Source organism: Vibrio sp. QJM3NY_26, from assembly GCF_057786005.1.
Genome location: NZ_CM173515.1, coordinates 863699 through 882752, shown reverse-complemented (window position 1 = coordinate 882752; position 19054 = coordinate 863699). Strand labels below are relative to the sequence as shown.

Genomic DNA, 19054 nt, shown 5'->3' with positions numbered 1-19054 from the left:
ATCACTATTAACTAGAGCTTTCTGGGACTGGTCAGCTTTGGGCTGAGCCGCAGCCAAGGTATCGTCACCAGACGGTTTCGACGAGGCTTTATCGCTCGACTGTGAATTTAGTTCAGACGTACGTTCAGTGGCGGTGTTGCTAGTAGCCGTATTTTCAGCATCCGCCGCTGCTTTAGCCTGCTTGGTTTGAGCTTCGCTAGCCTCATCAGCGATCTTAGACTCAGTTGAATCACCTTTAGTCTTTTCAGCCGATACTTCGTCTTCCGAAGAGGTCTGTTTTTCATCTGATTTTGGGGCGCCATCAGTGTCTTTTACTGCCGCTTTACTGCCACTTTCTTCAAAGCCTAGCGCTTCTTTAAAAGACTCTAAGAAACCTTTAGAGTCTCCGGTTTCTTCTACCTTGGAAGAGGCAGAACCGGTGTCCAACAACGATGACGTTTTGTTGGTCGCTGAATTTGAGGAAAGGCTAACATTCATATATACAAGCTCTATCTACTAGCTTTGCTGCCATAAATCGGACAACAAAAAGAAAGTCGGGTGCTTTTTATGCCTTTGCTGGGCATAACGCGCAATTTTATATAAAACGGAGCAAGAAACATGCCTATTAGTTCTGTTCTCACAATCTGAACGACAACACCTGCGTCATTCAGGGCTTAGGATCACATCTTCTTTCGGCCATACATCAGCGTCGAGAACTCATCCATTTGCTTTTGTTCTCTTTGATCTTGCAGCTTTGCCTTCTCTTTCTGTTTTTTCTCCATCAACCACTCGTAGGATTTACGCTTTTTACGTAGCTCCATCCAGTAGTTTTGGCAGTTGTCGACTTGGTTTTTAAAATGGTGCTCCGCTTCTCTCTGTTTAGATAATGTTTCATCTAGTTGAGTTAAGAAACGGTTCAAGTGACCGTACTGACTCGCTGTGAGTCCAGCTTTTCCGCGGTCAATAAGTTGCTGACAGTAATCAAGTCGATACTTTTCAATCTGAGCGACCTGCTCATAGTAACCTTGAAGCTCCGAATTCGCTTTGTTGAGCGCGAGTACAGCTTGGTTCTCTTGATCCTTGGCTTGGTCGAGCAAAAATTCTAATGCGTTATCCATGACTAACCTTATTCACTCGTTAGCCACCCAATACATGTTTCAACATGTTGACACACATGTCATAGGGAACCGTTTCTTTCATTTTTTGCTGTAAGTACTCATCCAACCTCGGTTTCAAGGTGAAGGCACTATCAATAGCAGGATCAGTCCCCGGTTTGTAAGCGCCAATCGATACCAAATCTTGGTTTTTACGACAGATAGACAGTACTTGGCGCACCGCTTTCGACATCAATACATGTTCTTCGGTGGTGATTTGCGGCATAACACGACTGACGGATTTCTCGACATCAATCGCAGGATAATGTCCGGCATCGGCCATCTCACGCGATAAAACAATGTGACCATCAAGAATCGCTCGTGACGCATCGGCAATGGGGTCTTGTAAGTCATCACCTTCAGTTAAAACGGTAAAGAAAGCCGTGATAGAACCTTGTTCATCGTTGCCGTTACCCGCACGTTCCACCAGCGCAGGAAGCTTGGCGAATACTGATGGCGGATAACCTTTGGTTGCTGGCGGCTCACCCACAGACAGAGCAATTTCACGCTGAGCCTGAGCAAAACGGGTCAATGAATCCATTAATAAAAGAACATCTAAACCTTGGTCGCGGAAGTACTCAGCGACAGCCAGTGCAGTTTGGCAACCTTTCAATCGCATCAGTGGCGATGAATCCGCAGGAGCAGCGACCACCACAGATCGTTTGCGTCCATCTTCGCCAAGAATCTCTTCAATAAATTCTTTAACTTCTCGTCCACGCTCACCAATTAGACCTACCACCACCACTTGCGCGGTTGTGCCTCGAGTCATCATCCCGAGCGTAACCGACTTACCGACACCGGAACCAGCAAACAGACCAATACGCTGACCTTTACCTACCGTCAGCAAACCGTTTATGGCCTTCAAGCCGACATCAAGCGGTTCAGAAATCGGTTTTCGAGCTAAAGGGTTGATTGGCTCAGCATTAAATGAAGCGCGTTGTTCGGTATAGATGGGACCTAGCCCATCAAGTGGATTACCCACACCGTCTATCACTCGGCCAAGCAATTCCATTCCGACAGGGATGCCGCTTTCAGTGGTCACGGGGGTCACACGAGCGCCAGGTAGTATCCCTGTGATTTGTTCACTTGGCATCAAAAATAAGTTATCGCCAGAGAAGCCGACGACTTCGGCTTCCATCTGACCAGACATGGTTTCTACTAAACACAGGCTGCCGATGGGTGCTTTACAGCCGGTCGCTTCAAGCGTTAAGCCAACAACGCGTACTAACTTACCAGAGGCAATTGGTCGCGATTTTAGCCCTTCGACTTTGTATTGGCTAAGACGATTTGCTAATTCAAGCATTACTCATGACCCTGATGACGGTTTGCGCCACAGAAGTTTTGAATGACGTTTTTCACACGGTCTTCCATGCGGTAGTTAACGCTCGACTCACCCGCTTCGATTTGTACGTCACCACGGTTGAGTGCCGGCTCTGCAACTAACGTCCAATTGCGGCAATCCAATTCAGTTTCGCCATACGCAGAACGAATAATCGCGACGTCTTCGGGATTAAGCTTCAATGTGATCGCATGACCTGAGATCGGCAACGACTCGACCGACTCTTTGACGGTATCTAATATGATTTGTGGGTTGGTTTGCACTTCAACATGAACCACTTCTTTGACCATGGTCAGTACCATGTCCACCAATTGCTTCTCTACCTGAGCGTTCATCAGCTCTAACGGTTGAGCAAACTGGTTGGCTAGCCCCATAAAGATGGCAACTTGCTGCTGAATGTACTCTTGACCAGCAGTCACGCCTTCAAGCTTGCCGGCTTGGTTGCCTTCTTCGTGGCCTGCAGCAAACCCTTCTTCTTTACCTTTATCGTAACCCTGTTTAAAGCCAGCTTCTTGCCCTTGATGAAGCCCTTCTTGATAAGCACCTTGCTTAATCAGTTCGATTTGCTCTTCAGTCAGAATAAGCTCTTCGTCTTCAATGGCTTCTTCAACCGTCGGCATCCAACTAGGATCGTAATTAAAGGCCGTTTCTTTGGCTTGTTTATTCACATCAGAGGTGTAGTCAGGCAACCCCCATTTTTGAGGTTGGGCAACCGTATTATCTTCTTCAGGGCGAAGGAAGCCGCGTTTTCTATCACCTGACATATCAGTACCTATCTATGAATGCGTCCAGCTGCATTGTAAATTCAAGCCGTGAACGGAGTTAATCTTGGGTTCGAGATTGGATAAAGAAAAGCCCCAACAGTGTGGGGCTCTTGAGGTTTCTGTATTAAAGGAACTCGTCGGCGCCACCAGACAGCATAATCTCGCCACTGTCTGCCATCTTCCTCGCAATACCCAATATCTCTTTTTGAGCCGCTTCCACGTCGGAGACTTTTACTGGCGGCATCGCCTCAATGTCGTCTCTCATCATATCGGCAGCACGTTTAGACATGTTCTTGAAGATCTTCTCACGTAGACCGTCATCAGCACCTTTAAGCGCTTTCTGTAGAACGTCTTGTGGAACATCACGCAGCAGTCGTTGAACACCTTGGTCATCAACTTCAATAAGGTTTTCAAAGACAAACATAAGATCTTGAATCTGCGTTGCCATATCTTCGTCTTGATCTCGGATTTGATCCATCAAGACGCCTTCCACATTATTGTCCATGTAGTTCATGATCTCAGCCGCGGCTTTCAGGCCACCAATTTTGGCAGCTTGAGCACCCGCTTGACCCGCAAACTGTTTCTCCATGATTTCATTCAATTCAGCAAGAGCCGAAGGTTGAACTTCTTCAAGGTTAGCAATACGCATCATCAGATCCAGACGAACTCTTTCTGGGAATTGAGACAGAATCTCAGCCGACTGATCAGAATCGAGGTACGACAACACAATGGTTTGAATCTGAGGGTGCTCGTTGATGATGATACTCGCCACCTGACGAGGATCCATCCACTTCAGTGAGTCCAAACCTTTCGAGCCAGTACCAAGAAGAATTTGGTCAACAAGGTTATTCGCCTTGTCTTCACCCAAGGCAGCGACCAGCGCATTACGCATGAAGTCTTCACTGCCCATACCAATGTTGGTGTACTTCTGAATATCATCTAAGAAAGCACGGTGAACCGCTCCCACTTTTTCTTGGGATAGATCAGTCGCTCGCGCCATTGCACTACCCACACGCTGAACCTGCTTTGGCTCTAGGTGACGAATAATACCAGCAGCATCTTCTTCATTTAAACTTAGCAACAAGATCGCAGCACGTTCGTCGCCTGAGATAGAATCGATATCCACGCTAGAGACATCAAGCACTTCACCGCCTTCCGTTTGTTGTGGAACTATTTCGTTAGCCATCTACCATCCAATTCTTAACTACTTGAGCTGCTAGCTCTGGTTCATTCGCTACAAGTGCACGTACTGCTTTCAGCACGTCTTCGTCTTTATGAAGGTTTGGTAAGTCGATGCTTGAACCAAATTCAAACAACTCGCCACCTTCAATATCACCACCAATTAAGCTGGTTTCGCCGTCGGCACCAATTGGCATACCATCAGGGCCGTACATTTGATCATCGTCGTCAGCTGCTGGGTTAAGCAGTTTCTTCATTGCAGGGCGAACAAGTACCAATACCACGACAATAATAACCAACGCGCTCGCAAACCAGCGTACCCAATCATTGAAGTTTGGATGCTCCCAAATTGGCACATCAGCGACAACATCCGTCACTTGTGGTGCGAACTGCATGCTTAACACATTGAGTAAATCGCCACGACTTTCATCAAAGCCGACAGTACCAATCAGTACCTGACGAATCGCATTAATTTCGCTGGCAGGGATTGGCGTATGAACCACTTCGCCCGTATCAGGGTTCAGTGATTGACGGTCTTTTATCGCTACCGATACCGTCTGACGGTTAACCGTGCCGCTCTGTTTACGTTCATGGCTGATGGTGGTATCGAGCTCGAAGTTTCGAGTCGCTTCTTTGTGAACCGATCCCTGCCCCGTCATCGCACCGTCTTTCATCTGAGCGACATCTTGAGGAATTGAAGCATCTGCAGGGGGTTGGTTACTCAAAGCGCCAGGAATACCGGCCACAGTGTTGCCGTTGTTGTAATCTTCTAACGTGTATTCACTTCGAGTCGCTGGCGTATTCGGATCAAAACGTTTTCTCGTTTGTTCCACAGCACTAAAATCAAGCTGAATATCAACCTGAGCGGTATAGTTACCAAACCCAAGAATAGGAATTAGGATAGAGTCGATTTTTTCACGCAGCGCTTGCTCTTGATTACGCTCTAACTCATGTTCTTTACGACGCGCAGCTGACATCGGATCTTGAGAACCTGAGTTCAACAGTCGGCCATGCTGATCGGTCACCGTGATACGCGAGGTTTTCATTCCCGGAACGGCACTTGCCACCATGTCGACAACAGAGTCAACTTCTTGCTGCTTGAGGTTAGTGCCCGTTTTCAGAGTCAGGAATACGGAAGCTGAGGCTTCTTGATTGTGACGAACAAAGACACTCTGCTTTGGCAAGGCTAATAAAACCTGAGCTTTACGTACCTGTTTCATCTGCTCAATGGCTTTCGCAAGCTGTCTTTCACGACTTAATTTAAGGCGCTCTTGCTCGACACGTTGTGATACACCAAAACCCATGTCTTGCATGAGGATGTCATCACCTGCGTTTCGCTCTTGATTCAAACCCGCTCGTACCATATTAAGCTTTAATGAGTTGTACTCACTAGCCGGTACCGAGATAGTGTTACCTTCAAGAGTGTATTCGATCTTTTGTAGATCCAAGTAATCAAGCACGGGAATCAACTCTTCTGTTTCATAAGCCCCTAATGGACGCATTTCTGGCTCTTTCACCCAGAAAAACAGCATCACAATTAGCGCTACACAGATAGAAATAGATAGGACTAAGACGACCTGACGAAGTAAATCGAGATCACCGACGGCCATATCGAACTTAGAGGAACTGCGTTCACCTAGATCGGGATTTTGCCCTTCCCCATCAAGCTCCGAACCTGCAATGAGTGCATGGTCATTGCTATCGCTTACGGTTAAATCTGTTGTTTGACTATTATCTGCCACTATTTAATTACCCAACTTATACCGGCATATTCATCAGCTCTTTGTACGATTCGACCAATCTATTTCTAATTTGGATCGTCGCCTCAAAAGCCACACTAGATTTATTACGAGCAATCATCACGTCCGATAGAGACACGCTTTGGTCGCCACTATCAAAACGAGCTTGAAGATCACCTGAGGTTTTTTGTAATGAGTTCACGTTATTAATGGCCTGCGTCAGCATGTTGCCAAAATCTGCACCGACCGCTTGCCCCGTTGCAGCAGGACGCGCGCTAGCAGCTTCAACCATCATTGCCTGCATTTCGCCTTGTAAACCATCTATTCTCATCTACTACCTCAGGAGTCAAAATTATGACTATCTATTTAGCTGTATTATTGACAGAGCAATTAGCGTGCCACACATTAAATTGACTAGATATCGTAATACACTAGTCAGAAAGCTGACACTACTAACCTATCCTCAGTTTGGGATATCTATCCCAGCATCGCGCATCTTTGCCAACTTATAACGCAATGTACGAGGACTAATGCCCAACTTTTCTGCCATTTCTTTGCGTCGGCCATTACAAGCGATCAGCGTCTCAAGAATAATCGCATACTCTTGATCTCTAAGCTCATTACCTAACCCTTCGCTGCTGGCTGCCAGTTTATTGATTGGACTCGCTTCAGCAATCGGCTTAATTTCTGGCGCTGCAACACTGTTGCCTTCAACAATTTGCTGTAGGCCACTTGCGTCTTGCCAATCGACACCTTCAAGTAAGATGTGCTCACCTGAAATATTTTCTTGCTCACTCAGAATTAGAGCGCGCTGAACGACATTATCCAGTTCACGCACATTACCCGGCCACGGATAATTGACGAGCTTACTGATGGCTTGCTCGGACAGAATAGGAACGGGCATACCAAGTTTGGTGCAATGGCGCTCAACCAAATGCTTCGCAAGCGGCTCAATATCGCCTTTACGTTCACACAGTGCTGGCCAAGTAATTGGAAATACATTCAAACGATAGTATAAATCTTCACGGAAATTCCCTTCAGAAACATACTGCTTTAGGTCGCGGTTACTGGTTGCCAAAACACGGACATCCAGTTTGATACTCTTACGGCTACCAAGACGTTCAACTTCGCGCTCTTGCAACACGCGCAGTAGTTTCGCTTGTAGGCTAAGATCCATTTCACTGATCTCATCCAACAAAATAGTACCGCCTTGAGCTTGCTCAAATTTACCAGGACAAGCTTGAATAGCACCAGTAAATGCGCCTTTATCGTAGCCAAACAGTGTTGCTTCCAACATGTTATCTGGAATCGCGGCACAGTTAATCGCAACAAACGGACCGTCTTTACGGCTCGAAGCGTTGTGAATATAGCGAGACATCACCTCTTTACCAGAACCACTTGGCCCCAAAACCATGACGTTAGCATCGGTTCTAGCCACCTTATCAGCCAACATCATTAGCTTGATGCTTTTCTCATCGGCAACGATGGCATCGCCATTATCATCCGATTTTACCGGAGCATAACGGCTCACCATATTAAGCAGTACTTCAGGCGCAAATGGCTTTGCCATATAGTCTATAGCGCCCTCTTTCATTGCGGCAACGGCGTCTTCAATGTTGGCATACGCTGTCATCAACAATACTGGTAGATTTGGCCAATGCTGCTTGATATTTCTTAGCAGTGCTAAGCCGCCCATACCTGCCATCTGCACATCAGAGACAACAATATCAACGGAGTTCGATTTCAATTTTACCAGAGCATCTTCCGCACAATCCGCTTCCAGCCATTCATAGCCAGCAAGCGCGAGAGTGTCGACAAGGGCTTCGCGTAGACCTTCATCATCTTCGACGATTAACACTTTGCTTTGAGCCATAGGATTCTCCAGTGTAAATTCAGTTAAAACGTATTAGTCTTCAGAAGAAGCGCTTCTTTCCAGCGGTAGACACATGGTAAAGCATGCGCCGTCCCCTTCTTCTGATATCAATTCCAGTCGGCCTTCATGTGCTCGACAGACCATTTGTACAACGGCTAAACCTAGACCTGTACCTTGCGAACGAGTGGTAAAGAAGGGTTCCATAATTTTACCTTGAAGCTCTTTCGGTACGCCGGGGCCACTGTCTTGCACTGATATCTTAAGCTCGCCGTTTACGGGCCTAAAAAAAACATCAATCTGCGATTCTTTACCCGCAATTTGCACTGCGTTCAAAACTAGGTTGCTCAGAGCAGAAGCTATAGCATTAGCATTGCCAAACATCTGAGTCTCTTCGCCTTCCACTTCTTGGCAATAATCAATCTGGTTCGATTTTAATGCCGCTTCCACCATTGGGTGAAATTCAGTGATCAGTTCAGCAACGGTAAATGGCTTCACAACCTTGTTGTCGCCACCTTTGGCAAACAACAGCATGTCGTTCACTTGCTTCTCTAAGTCATGCAATCTATCCATAAGCTTAGATTGAAAACGTGTCTTTGTTGCCGGCGGTAAGTTTGGCGCGGCAAGGTTTGATGCATAAAGCATGGCGCTAGAAAGTGGCGTACGAACCTGGTGTGCCAACGAGGCTACCATTCTGCCTAACGACGACAAGCGCTGAAGATCACTCACGCGAGACTGTAGAAGACGAGTTTCTGTCAGGTCGGTAATCAAGATAAGTTGACCCGTGGTAGAAGCTGAAATAGCCAAACGAACCTTACGCCCATTCTTCAGTGAGATCTCATGTCCATCATCGTCTTTTGGATCAAAGGCACTTTGAATAACCGAAAACCACTTCTCGCCCACCAGTTCCACACCTAAAATTCGGTGCGCTTCTGGGTTCGCTTCCCTTACTTCACCATGAGTATCTAACAAGATGACACCTGCTGGCATCACATCAAGCACTTGCTTATAGCGCTCAACCTGCTGTTCAACTGAATCTAGGTGTGACTGATTTTCTGATTCGTTAGATCCGTGCATGTCAAAAATTTGCCTCAAATACTAAAACAGCCTGACACGTAAAACACGCGTCAGGCTATTTGCTATATTTATCACATAGTTAAGCAAGCAACAACTCGACTATGCCCTCTCTATTCTCTCAACCAAAACGATGCTTTAACTCAACACCCGTCTTAATTTGATATCGCTGAACACGAATCTGAGCTCTATCGCTGTAGATTATACTTACGCATTTTTTCAACCAGAGTGGTTCTGCGCATTCCAAGCATGTCTGCAGCACGGGCAACAATGCCACCCTGCGCTTCCAAGGCTTGGTTAATCATGTTCACTTCCATATCCGCCAACAGCTCTTTCAAATTAACACCTTCTGGTGGTAACTCTTGAGGCGCATTCGCGTTATCGGCAAGATCATCTTGCTGGTCAAAGCTGAAATCTTCTGAGAACAAATCAGAAAGTGCATCACGTTCTTGCTCTTCTTCCGACACAAAGCGATTAAATTCAGGCTGGAACTCAGGGATATCACTGTATCTATATTTAGTGGGTAGATGATTCACATCAACCAAGCTATTCGGATACAGGATAACCATTCGCTCAACGAGGTTCGCTAGCTCGCGAACGTTACCTGGCCAGTAGTGCTCCATCAAAGAATTGATAGCACGAGCCGTGAAGCAGATAGGCATACTGCCTTCCGCTTCCATTCGAGTCATTAGTTCTTGAAGCAACAGTGGAATATCTTCTTTACGATCTTGAAGCGCCGGCATTTCAATCGGGAATACATTCAAGCGGTAATAAAGGTCTTCACGGAACGAGTCATCGTCGATCATGTCTTCAAGATTGCGGTGTGTTGCTGCAATCACACGAACGTCAGCTTTAATGGTGCTGTTGCCACCTACGCGTTCAAAACAGCGCTCTTGCAGTACACGCAACAACTTAACTTGCATTGCCATTGGCATATCGCCAATTTCATCAAGAAACAGTGTGCCACCTTCAGCCAATTCAAAGCGACCTTTTCGTGCGGTAATCGCACCAGTAAATGCGCCCTTCTCATGACCAAACAACTCACTTTCGAGTAAGTCTGGTGGAATAGCACCACAATTCACAGGCACGAAAGGCCCAGAACGGCGCTTAGAGTGATAGTGAATATTACGCGCTACGACTTCTTTGCCGGTACCAGATTCACCAAGAATCAGCACGTTCGCTTCCGTAGAAGAGACCTGTTCAATTAAGTGACGTACTTCTTGAATGCCAGCACTTTGCCCTACTAGGCTGCGAAACAGTGTGTTCTTGCGTGCCGAAGACACCACTTGAACGCCCTTGCGGCCTAAGAAATCTTTACAGTGCCTTAATGCATCACTTAATTGCGGGTAGTTAAGAGGAAGTTCAAGCTCGCCAACATAGTTAGTTAGCTCGTCAACCGGGTGATTGTTTTTACCAATCACCAGTAAAGGGATGTGATTGGCGTGAACAAGCTTTTCATTCAGTAATGCGTTGAAGCCTTTACCTTTAATGGTACCAATAATGCAGCCGGCCCACTGTAGTGACCAGTCAACTTTACGTGCTTGTTCAGAGCTGATTACTTCGCAGCTCTCTCCTACAAACTCTAATATTGTGCTTAAATTGTGACGATCTTGAGCGCTATCGTCGACGACAAGCAGTTTTGCCAAACCTTGCATAAGTAGGAATTATTGCCTTTATTTTGGTGCGATGCGGAAAACGGTGAGCGACGTAATCGATAAAACAGAGAAAAGTATCAATGATTATGGTCTACGTGGACAAATTTAGGAAATCAGCAACGAAAAAAGCCACTAGGCTATCTAATGGCTTCTATTTTATTTGATTAAAAAAATAAGGCAACCAACCAATTAAGGGATATGAGATTGGTTAAAACTGCAATTTTTCTTTAAATACCTACGTCAGCAGACGTCAAGTTGTGATATTCGTTCGGAATTTGGTCCCAAGCGCTCTTAATTTCGCGGATAATATCGATAACATCATCAATAGCCTGTGGGTCATTTTTGTGATTTGCCGCAGAAATTTGCGTGATCATGAACTCATAAAGTTGATCTAGGTTTTTCGCAATATCGCCACCATCGTCCATAGACAGGCAACTACGTAGGCTAATAATGATATCCAGAGCCTTACCAAGTCGCTCGCCTTTCACTGGGATGTTGCCCGCTTGCATTGCCGCTTTACCTTGAATCAAGCGCTCGATAGCACCAGCCATTAGCATTTGTACAATCTTATGCGGTGAGGCAGCTGTTAGCTGACTATCCACTGATACCTTTTTATATGCCTGTAAAGAACCGCGCATAGTAAACCTCTTTTATAAAAACTTTTTGTATTGTTGAACTGATTTAGCGCCGTGACGGTATTTGTGTAGGGTCTTACCTACTCGACTTGTCTCAGACTGCATCAATTCGACTAATTTTCTGGTTCTGGTAATGGCTTCAAACCATTCAGAACTTTGCTTAACGTCGGGGTGTGAGTCGATTATTTGAAGCACGTTTTGCAATAACTGTTCTCTGTTATCGACAAGCCGCGTTATTTCTTCAGCATTAATTTCACTAAATTCAAGCTTAGAGATAATTAATTGATCGAGTTCACAAAGCTCTTGCAGCTGACTGTTCATCTATTAGCCCAACGCATTCATCATACTGCCCAGCTGGGATTGCATCTTGCTAGTCGCATCTTGCATGGCAGTAAACTTAGAATGTGTGCGGTTTTCTAGGCTGTCCATGCGGCGATCGAGTGCGCTTTGATCATCAACCAAGCGGTAGTTTTGCTCGACTAAGCTCTTTTCTCTAGTACGAATCGAACCTGTGATACCTGTGATACCTTGAATCGCATCTTCCACTTTTTTGGCGAAACCATTGTTGCCGCCAAAGAACTCACCCAACTTATCGAAGTTATTATTAAGTTGACGATCAAGCATGTCGTAGTTAATTTCTAGCGAGCCTTGCCTTGTGGTCGTGATACCAAATTCAGTCAATGACTTGAGATTATCAGGCGCGCCTTCAATACTTGATGAGAACACCCCTTTCAATCGCGAGTCGGCATTACGTACAGTACTGTCGCCAGAAAGCGGCCCTTTTTGGCCAGTCGTTGGATCAACGCCCGCCAAGTTCTTAGACACTTGATAAAACTGATTGTAAGAGTTAACGAAAGATTCAATGTCTTGGCGCACACTATTACGGTCGTACTCAACACCGATTTCGGCCGGTGGCTTATCTTTTGGCGTTTTGCCTTTCACCGTAATATCGATACCTTCTACGGCATCTTCAATCACATTGTTATTACTCGAAAGCTGTGCAACGCCGTCTAGAACGACCATTGAATCTTGCCCCGCCTGAACTTCAGCCATACCGCTATAGGTATCAAAAGACTGTTGTGCCTGTTCGAGCTCAGCTTGCGCTTTATCGACTTTCTCTAAAAGCTCACGCTCTTCGGGTTCTAATTTCGCACGCTCAATTTTTTTGGCTTGTTCCGCGGTCAATTCGCCTTTTTGAACTTTCTCAGCCAAATCGGCTTTTTCTTGTGAAATTTTATCTTCGATACGCGCTTGTTCAGCTTCCAGCTTTTGCTGAGCTTCTTTCGGCGTCACGTAGGAATCGGTCAGAGTACCCGAGGCAGCATTTGACCACCCCGGCACGTCAGGCGCCTTCTCTATCGCTTTTTCATCAAGCTCAAGTTCTGGTGTGTAGTAAGAATCTAAAAGAGTTCCTGAGGCTGTCTCAGTCCAACCTGGGATATTGTCTTCGGGCATCACAGACTTTGACGCCTTAGCTGCGTCTAGGGCAGCTTGACCATCTGCTGCAGCTTGCTCGCCGTAGCTAAGACTTTGAGAGTCTCCGTCAACATCTGAGGCAGAATCGGTTTGGGTTGCTGGGATAACATTTCCGTCTTCATCGAGTTTTTCACTCGCATTTGGGTCATCGTTAGCGATCGCTTCATCGATGATTTCAACCGCTTTTCCTGCAGGGGTTAGAGCAAGAACATCTTGTGCAGCAAGGCGCGCTTTCTCTAGTGCTTTCACGCGCTCTTCTAGAGTTTTATATTCGAGTTTTTTGAGAGGGTTAGCAGCATCAGACTCTACATTAATGCTGATCTGCTGATCTGAACCAGACTGGTTTGAGGCGACAATAAGTCGTGGGCCTTCGACATCATTGATAATAGATGCGCGAACGCCTGGATTGCTATCTGCGCCATTTATGCTGCGAACGACATCGATAAGTTTCGATCTGTCGCCGACTTGCACATCAAAGCTATCATCACCGAGCGAAACCTGCAGCTTACCTGGGCCAAATTTCATGTCCTCTGACAGTACATCAGAAGCCACTTTATGACTCTGGGCAAGCTGCAACACATCGATGGCATATTTGCCAGCGATCGCTTCGGTAGTCGCGGTTGCAGAGACAAGACCTTCATCGGTACTTTCAACTGTTCGCACAGCAAAAGCTTTTTCCTGACGAAAGTTTGTCATCAGGTTTTTCATCGAATCAAGGGATTCTCTGAGTCTTCCATAGGCACTAATGCTGGTATCGATTCGCGTTCGTTCATTATCAATTCGTTGCTGTTTAGGTACACGCTCCGAATCAACAATTTTGCTGACCATGGAATTGATATCCATGCCAGACGAAATCCCCATTGGGCCAAAACTCATTAAACCACCTCAATAATACGACTTAAACCTTCACCTCAAATATTCTACTATTTGAATTTTGGGCTGCTAGGCGTCTTAGAATTTCAAGCATTTCTTCATCAGGAATCTGGCGAATAATATCACCAGTGGTGGTCTCATAAATAGTGACCACATCTCTCCCCGACTCTTCATCGACTTTAAAGGCAACACCCTTGTTGAGAGAGGAGACAAACTCATTTACCTTCTCTACCATCTTGACTCGCTCTTCATCGTTTAACTGCTGTCTATCTTGAGCTAATTGAATCGCCGCTTCGGTAGCTTGCTCTTTCGATTTTTCTACCTTGCCATAAGATGTTGCTTCTTTCAGTCGTGAAATGTTCGACGCACTACTACCTTCATCGCTTGCAAATTTAATGCCATTAGGTGAGCCATAAGGCTGGATGTTCGATGCGTTGGATGGAATTTCCATAACACTCTCCCTCCCTCCTTTATGAGCCAAACAGTAAAACTCTACCCAGAGTAGAGTTTACCACTACTTACCAAGGTAAGTTTAGCCCAATAAGCTTAGAGCTGCTGATGGTGACTGCTTCGCTTGAGCTAGGATAGAAGTACTCGCCTGTTGCAGGATTTGAGACTTCGTCATTGCCGTTGTTTCTTTCGCGTAATCGGTATCTTTGATACGGCTCTTAGATGCATTAACGTTTTCGTTGATGTTATCTAAGTTGCTGATTGCATGATCAAAACGGTTTTGGAAAGCACCAAGAGAAGCGCGGTTACTGTCCACTGATTTTAGTGCGCCATCAATAACAGATACGGCTTCGTTCGCACCAGCAACCGAGGTTACATCGATATCGTTAACAGTAACGTCTTTAGCGGCACCGATACCTAGCTCACCAGCAAGGCTACCACCGAACTCAACATCACCTTCAACTTTTTGACTTGAAGCGAAAAGTTGCAATTTGCCGCCTTCACCAACAGACGCTTTAACATCTTCACTTTGGCCATTGATGTACGTTGCTAGCTCTTCGATATCGTTGCCTTCTTTTGCAGAAATAGACAGCTCTTGAGCTTCACCAAACTTATCGTTGTATTTGATAGTCAGATCAGAACCTGCGCCTACACGCCAAGAAGCATCTTTGCCTTCTTCTACGCCGTAGCTTTTGCCACCCATGTCTTGAGTGTCAGTACGCATGTTATTCATAGTCAGCATTACTGCTTCACCAGAATCAGCACCGATTTGGAAAGATTGGCTACCGTAAGTACCGTTAAGAAGCTTGTTACCACCAAAAGAGGTCGTTTCAGCGATACGGTTAAGTTCTGTGTTTAGAGCAGAGACTTCTTCCTGGATCGCAACACGTTCAGATTTGCTGTTTGAACCATTTGAAGATTGAAGAGAAAGGTCACGCATACGTTGCAGAATGTTGGTTGACTCATTCATTGCACCTTCAGCTGTCTGTGCAATAGAGATACCGTCATTCGCATTTTTCACAGCCATATCTAGGCCACGGCTTTGCGACGTTAAGCGGTTAGAAATTTGTAGGCCTGCAGCATCATCTTTTGCGCTATTGATTTTATAGCCAGAAGACAAACGCTCCATTGATTTTTGAGTACCTTCAGCCGCGCTATTTAGGTAGCGCTGAGCCGTCATTGCAGACACATTAGTGCTTACATTAATCGCCATAGTTGATCTCCTTTAGGCATTTTTTAATGTACTTATGTGACTCTCACCTCACACAAATACATGTCAATTTTGTTTATGCACCAGTGTCTCTCTCACCTTACATTGGTACATATCATTTCTCTCAATCCCTTTAACGGCCCCTTAATTAGAAGCTTTAATAAAAAATGTGCTTTTTTTCATATTCTTTTCAACAACAAAGAAAAGTGTGATCGGGATTCAATTAATCGAGCGACATTCGCTAAAGTTTCCATTCAGCTTGGATTAATGGGCGTGGTGTTGAATATAAAAACCAAAAAAGATCCCTGATATCTCGTTCTACTCGATTCTGGGATGACGGCCAACGACTTCGATTCAAGTAAACAATGGATGGCTACCTCTCTATAGTCGTCATTCCCTACAGTGAGGAACGAACGTGATAGGGAATCTCGCTTTTGCTCCTGCTTACCAACATTGCACTTTTCCAAATACACCTTCGCCAAATTACAGGCAATAAAAAACCCAGCCGAAGCTGGGTTTGTTTAGCGCTCATCTCTCACCACGAGCTAATTTGTGGAGGCCTAACGTTAACGCTTATGATCAACAACGCTTATAGTCAACAGCGCTTATAACCAACGTGGCAACGTGGCTTTTCAATCGATTAACCTAGTAGGCTAAGTGCCGAGTTCGGAGCTTGCTTCGCTTGAGCAAGGATCGAGCTTGAAGCTTGAGAAAGGATCTGAGACTTAGTCATCTGGGTCGTTTCTTTCGCGAAATCGGTATCTTTAATACGGCTCTTAGATGCATTAACGTTTTCGTTAATGTTGTCTAAGTTGCTGATAGCATGGTCGAAACGGTTTTGGAAAGCACCTAGCTCAGCACGGTGGCTATCTACATACTTAAGGGCCGCATCGATTACTGCAACAGATTCTTGTGCACCACCAACTGACGTTACATCAATCGTATCAACCGTTACTTCTTTACCCGCTTGCATGCCTAGTTCACCCGCAAGTGAACCAGAAAACTCAACGCTGCCTTCAACCTTGTTATTACCTGCAAACATTTGTAGGTTGCCGTCTTCAGTTACAGACGCTTTAACAGAATCTTGTTGACCATTGATGTACGTTGCTAGCTCTTCGATGTCATCGCCCGCTTTCGCAGACACATCGATTTCTTGTGCTTGACCGAAGTTATCAGTGAACGACATTTTTAGGTCGTTTGCGCCAGCTTGAACGTTCCAGTCTTTGTCTTTCGCGTTCTCAGTTTGGTAGCTTTTACCACCCATCTGAGCGTTATCAGAGCGCATGTCTTTCAGTTGAAGCATTACCGCTTCACCGTTATCCGCACCGATTTGGAATGATTTAGTACCGTGAGTACCGTTAAGCAGCTTATTGCCACCGAAAGACGTTGTTTCCGCGATACGGTTTAATTCGTCATTCAATGCTGTTACTTCTTCTTGAATCGCTACACGCTCAGATTTTGAGTTTGAGCCGTTTGAAGATTGTAGAGACAAATCACGCATACGTTGCAGGATGTTGGTTGTCTCGTTCATTGCACCTTCAGCAGTTTGTGCAATAGAGATACCGTCGTTCGCGTTACGTACAGCAACATCAAGGCCGCGGCTCTGAACGTTCAAACGGTTAGAGATTTGTAGGCCCGCAGCGTCATCTTTCGCGCTGTTGATTTTAGAGCCTGAAGCTAGACGCTCCATTGATGTTTGTTGTGCGCTGTTTGCGTTGTTTAGGTAACGTTGCGCTGTCATCGCTGAAACGTTTGTATTTACATTCACTGCCATGGTGATTTCTCCAATTGATTTTCCGGTATAGCGGTTTCCGACGTCTCGGAAAACCAAGTAGTTCTCTCAAAGTTACTTTTAATAACGGCTCAAAATCCCGAAGCTTTAGAAAAACTTTTAAAAAACCACAAATAAAATATTAATTTGATATTTATCAGTAGGTTAAATTTACTGATTTTCTAAAGCAGCTATTGTATTTAATTAGGTAAAGATCCTAATTTGTTCAAAAAACACGCTAAGCGTCGTTAAAATTGGTCAACGCTCAGAAATGATCAATCACCAAAGATCATTGATGGGCATAAAGATTATGCAATTTATCTAGCCAAGGAGAGCATTTGTAACGAAGAAAATGGGTTGAATGGAAACTTAAGGATCAGAAAACTAAAGTTAGAAACCAGTGGGGAAACGCAAAAGACAGGAAAACAAAAAGGTAAAAATAAGAAATATAGGAAACAGAGATATAAAGAACAGAAAGGAAAAAGCCCCTTTTCCTTTGAGAGAACCGGGGCTAGTTGGCAGGTCAGAGCCTGTGTGGAGATCATCGAGAAATGAACACATTTCTGACGCGCCGTTGCATTCTTACCGTAAAAATGAATAGCAGGTGAGAGATGAGAGAGCTAAACACTCATAGTAAGTATGCTTGCCAGTTTCCCTTGCTGCATGGCTCACGTCTGAACACGAGCAGCAAGTTCAACCAATAACTATTGCAATAGTGTCATTGCAGAGTTAGGCAACTGTTTTGCTTGAGCAAGTATCGAAGTACCTGCTTGTTGCAGAATTTGTGATTTGGTCATTTGCGTCGTCTCTTTCGCAAAGTCCGTATCTTTGATTCGGCTATTTGAAGCGTCTACGTTCTCTTGAACGTTTGCCAAGTTGTTAATACTGTGGCTTAGACGGTTTTGTTTCGCACCTAAATCAGCACGCTGTGAATCTACGTATTTCATTGCAGAATCAATCACGCTAATAGCATTCTGTGATCCTGCTACGCTCATCAAACTAATATCTTGAACCGATGTTGCACGACCTTCACTCTTAATACCTAGCTCAGAAGCTAAGCCACCAGAAATAGACATAGCCCCTTCAAGGTCAGGTTCAGCAACAAATAGTTGAATGCGACCATCATCGGTAACCGATGCGTTCACAAGATCAGATTGACCATTAATGTAAGTAGCAAGCTCTTCGATATCATCACCCGCTTTGGTATTAATATCTAAAACGATGTCTTCACCTGACTTTGTTTTAAATTCGAGCTTAAGATCGCGAGCTTGTGCTGGTACTTCCCAACTTTTGTCTTTACCGTTTTCAGAATCAAACGTTGTACCACCCATACGGAAATCATCAGCACGAACACTAGTAAGGCCCATAATCATCGCTTCACCAGAGCTAGAACCAATCTGGAATGATGCTTCACCAAATGAACCATTCAACAGACGACGACCACCAAACGAGGTTGTCTCTGCGATACGGTTAAGCTCATCTTGAAGTGCCGAAGACTCTTCATTGAGCGCGGTACGTTCAGCTGCGGTATTAGTTCCGTTTGATGATTGAATCGCCAGATCACGCATACGTTGTAGTACGTTGGTTGATTCATTCATCGCGCCTTCAGCGGTTTGTGCAATTGAAATACCATCATTGGCATTACGCATTGCCACGTCTAAACCACGTGATTGCGCCGTTAAACGGTTAGAGATTTGCAGACCGGCTGCATCGTCTTTCGCGCTGTTGATTTTATGCCCTGATGACAAACGTTCCATAGAGGTCGCTAAATCATTAGACGCTTTATTCAGGTAACGTTGTGCTGTCATAGCAGAAACGTTAGTGCTTACATTAATAGCCATTTTGCTCTCCTTATGAGTTCGCAAACTTTCTGCGAAGCGGCCAGC

General features: G+C 45.2%; 16 protein-coding genes and 1 pseudogene. All 17 read right to left on the bottom strand.

The features are described 5' to 3' along the window. Nucleotides 1–62 precede the first annotated feature (62 nt). Nucleotides 63–477, bottom strand: a pseudogene (locus AC3CH4_RS03960) (flagellar hook-length control protein FliK); the annotation flags it as partial. A gap of 182 nt (nucleotides 478–659) precedes the next feature. Next, nucleotides 660–1097: a flagellar export protein FliJ gene (gene fliJ, locus AC3CH4_RS03955; RefSeq protein WP_017076818.1), complete on the bottom strand. Its 438-nt coding sequence runs from the start codon at nucleotides 1095–1097 to the stop codon at nucleotides 660–662. A gap of 19 nt (nucleotides 1098–1116) precedes the next feature. After that, nucleotides 1117–2436 carry a flagellar protein export ATPase FliI gene (fliI, locus tag AC3CH4_RS03950; protein WP_010439337.1) on the bottom strand — a complete coding sequence of 440 codons (1320 nt, stop codon included), beginning with the start codon at nucleotides 2434–2436 and terminating at the stop codon, nucleotides 1117–1119. Next, entirely contained in the window at nucleotides 2436–3236 is an 801-nt protein-coding gene (gene fliH, locus AC3CH4_RS03945; RefSeq protein WP_488543327.1) for a flagellar assembly protein FliH, read from the bottom strand. The genes fliI and fliH overlap by 1 nt, the downstream gene beginning before the upstream one ends. A gap of 124 nt (nucleotides 3237–3360) precedes the next feature. Beyond that, a complete protein-coding gene (fliG, locus tag AC3CH4_RS03940) occupies nucleotides 3361–4422 on the bottom strand; it encodes a flagellar motor switch protein FliG (RefSeq protein WP_004736200.1) in 1062 nt (353 codons plus the stop codon). Next, nucleotides 4415–6157, bottom strand: a complete 1743-nt coding sequence (gene fliF / locus AC3CH4_RS03935; RefSeq protein ID WP_146457863.1) for a flagellar basal-body MS-ring/collar protein FliF — start codon at nucleotides 6155–6157, stop codon at nucleotides 4415–4417. The genes fliG and fliF overlap by 8 nt, the downstream gene beginning before the upstream one ends. A gap of 16 nt (nucleotides 6158–6173) precedes the next feature. Further along, complete coding sequence (gene fliE / locus AC3CH4_RS03930; RefSeq protein WP_004736198.1) at nucleotides 6174–6485, bottom strand: flagellar hook-basal body complex protein FliE; 312 nt, start codon at nucleotides 6483–6485, stop codon at nucleotides 6174–6176. Nucleotides 6486–6617: 132 nt separating this feature from the next. Further along, entirely contained in the window at nucleotides 6618–8027 is a 1410-nt protein-coding gene (locus tag AC3CH4_RS03925; protein WP_146457865.1) for a sigma-54-dependent transcriptional regulator, read from the bottom strand. A gap of 33 nt (nucleotides 8028–8060) precedes the next feature. Next, on the bottom strand, nucleotides 8061–9101 hold the full coding sequence (locus tag AC3CH4_RS03920) for a sensor histidine kinase (protein ID WP_017076823.1): 1041 nt from the start codon (nucleotides 9099–9101) through the stop codon (nucleotides 8061–8063). A 185-nt stretch (nucleotides 9102–9286) separates the two neighbouring features. Next, on the bottom strand, nucleotides 9287–10753 hold the full coding sequence (locus tag AC3CH4_RS03915; protein ID WP_004736195.1) for a sigma-54 dependent transcriptional regulator: 1467 nt from the start codon (nucleotides 10751–10753) through the stop codon (nucleotides 9287–9289). A gap of 227 nt (nucleotides 10754–10980) precedes the next feature. Further along, a complete protein-coding gene (gene fliS, locus AC3CH4_RS03910; RefSeq protein ID WP_017087931.1) occupies nucleotides 10981–11391 on the bottom strand; it encodes a flagellar export chaperone FliS in 411 nt (136 codons plus the stop codon). A 12-nt stretch (nucleotides 11392–11403) separates the two neighbouring features. After that, on the bottom strand, nucleotides 11404–11709 hold the full coding sequence (gene fliT, locus AC3CH4_RS03905; protein ID WP_004736193.1) for a flagellar protein FliT: 306 nt from the start codon (nucleotides 11707–11709) through the stop codon (nucleotides 11404–11406). A 3-nt stretch (nucleotides 11710–11712) separates the two neighbouring features. Further along, nucleotides 11713–13740: a flagellar filament capping protein FliD gene (gene fliD, locus AC3CH4_RS03900; RefSeq protein WP_488543326.1), complete on the bottom strand. Its 2028-nt coding sequence runs from the start codon at nucleotides 13738–13740 to the stop codon at nucleotides 11713–11715. 22 nt (nucleotides 13741–13762) lie between these two features. Beyond that, complete coding sequence (gene flaG / locus AC3CH4_RS03895) at nucleotides 13763–14188, bottom strand: flagellar protein FlaG (protein ID WP_017087933.1); 426 nt, start codon at nucleotides 14186–14188, stop codon at nucleotides 13763–13765. Nucleotides 14189–14269: 81 nt separating this feature from the next. Next, nucleotides 14270–15400, bottom strand: coding sequence for a flagellin (locus AC3CH4_RS03890; RefSeq protein ID WP_017087934.1), 1131 nt, complete (start codon nucleotides 15398–15400; stop codon nucleotides 14270–14272). Nucleotides 15401–16037: 637 nt separating this feature from the next. Beyond that, on the bottom strand, nucleotides 16038–17171 hold the full coding sequence (locus AC3CH4_RS03885) for a flagellin (protein WP_017095940.1): 1134 nt from the start codon (nucleotides 17169–17171) through the stop codon (nucleotides 16038–16040). Between the two features lie 701 nt (nucleotides 17172–17872). Then, a complete protein-coding gene (locus tag AC3CH4_RS03880) occupies nucleotides 17873–19009 on the bottom strand; it encodes a flagellin (RefSeq protein WP_017085293.1) in 1137 nt (378 codons plus the stop codon). Nucleotides 19010–19054: the final 45 nt, after the last annotated feature.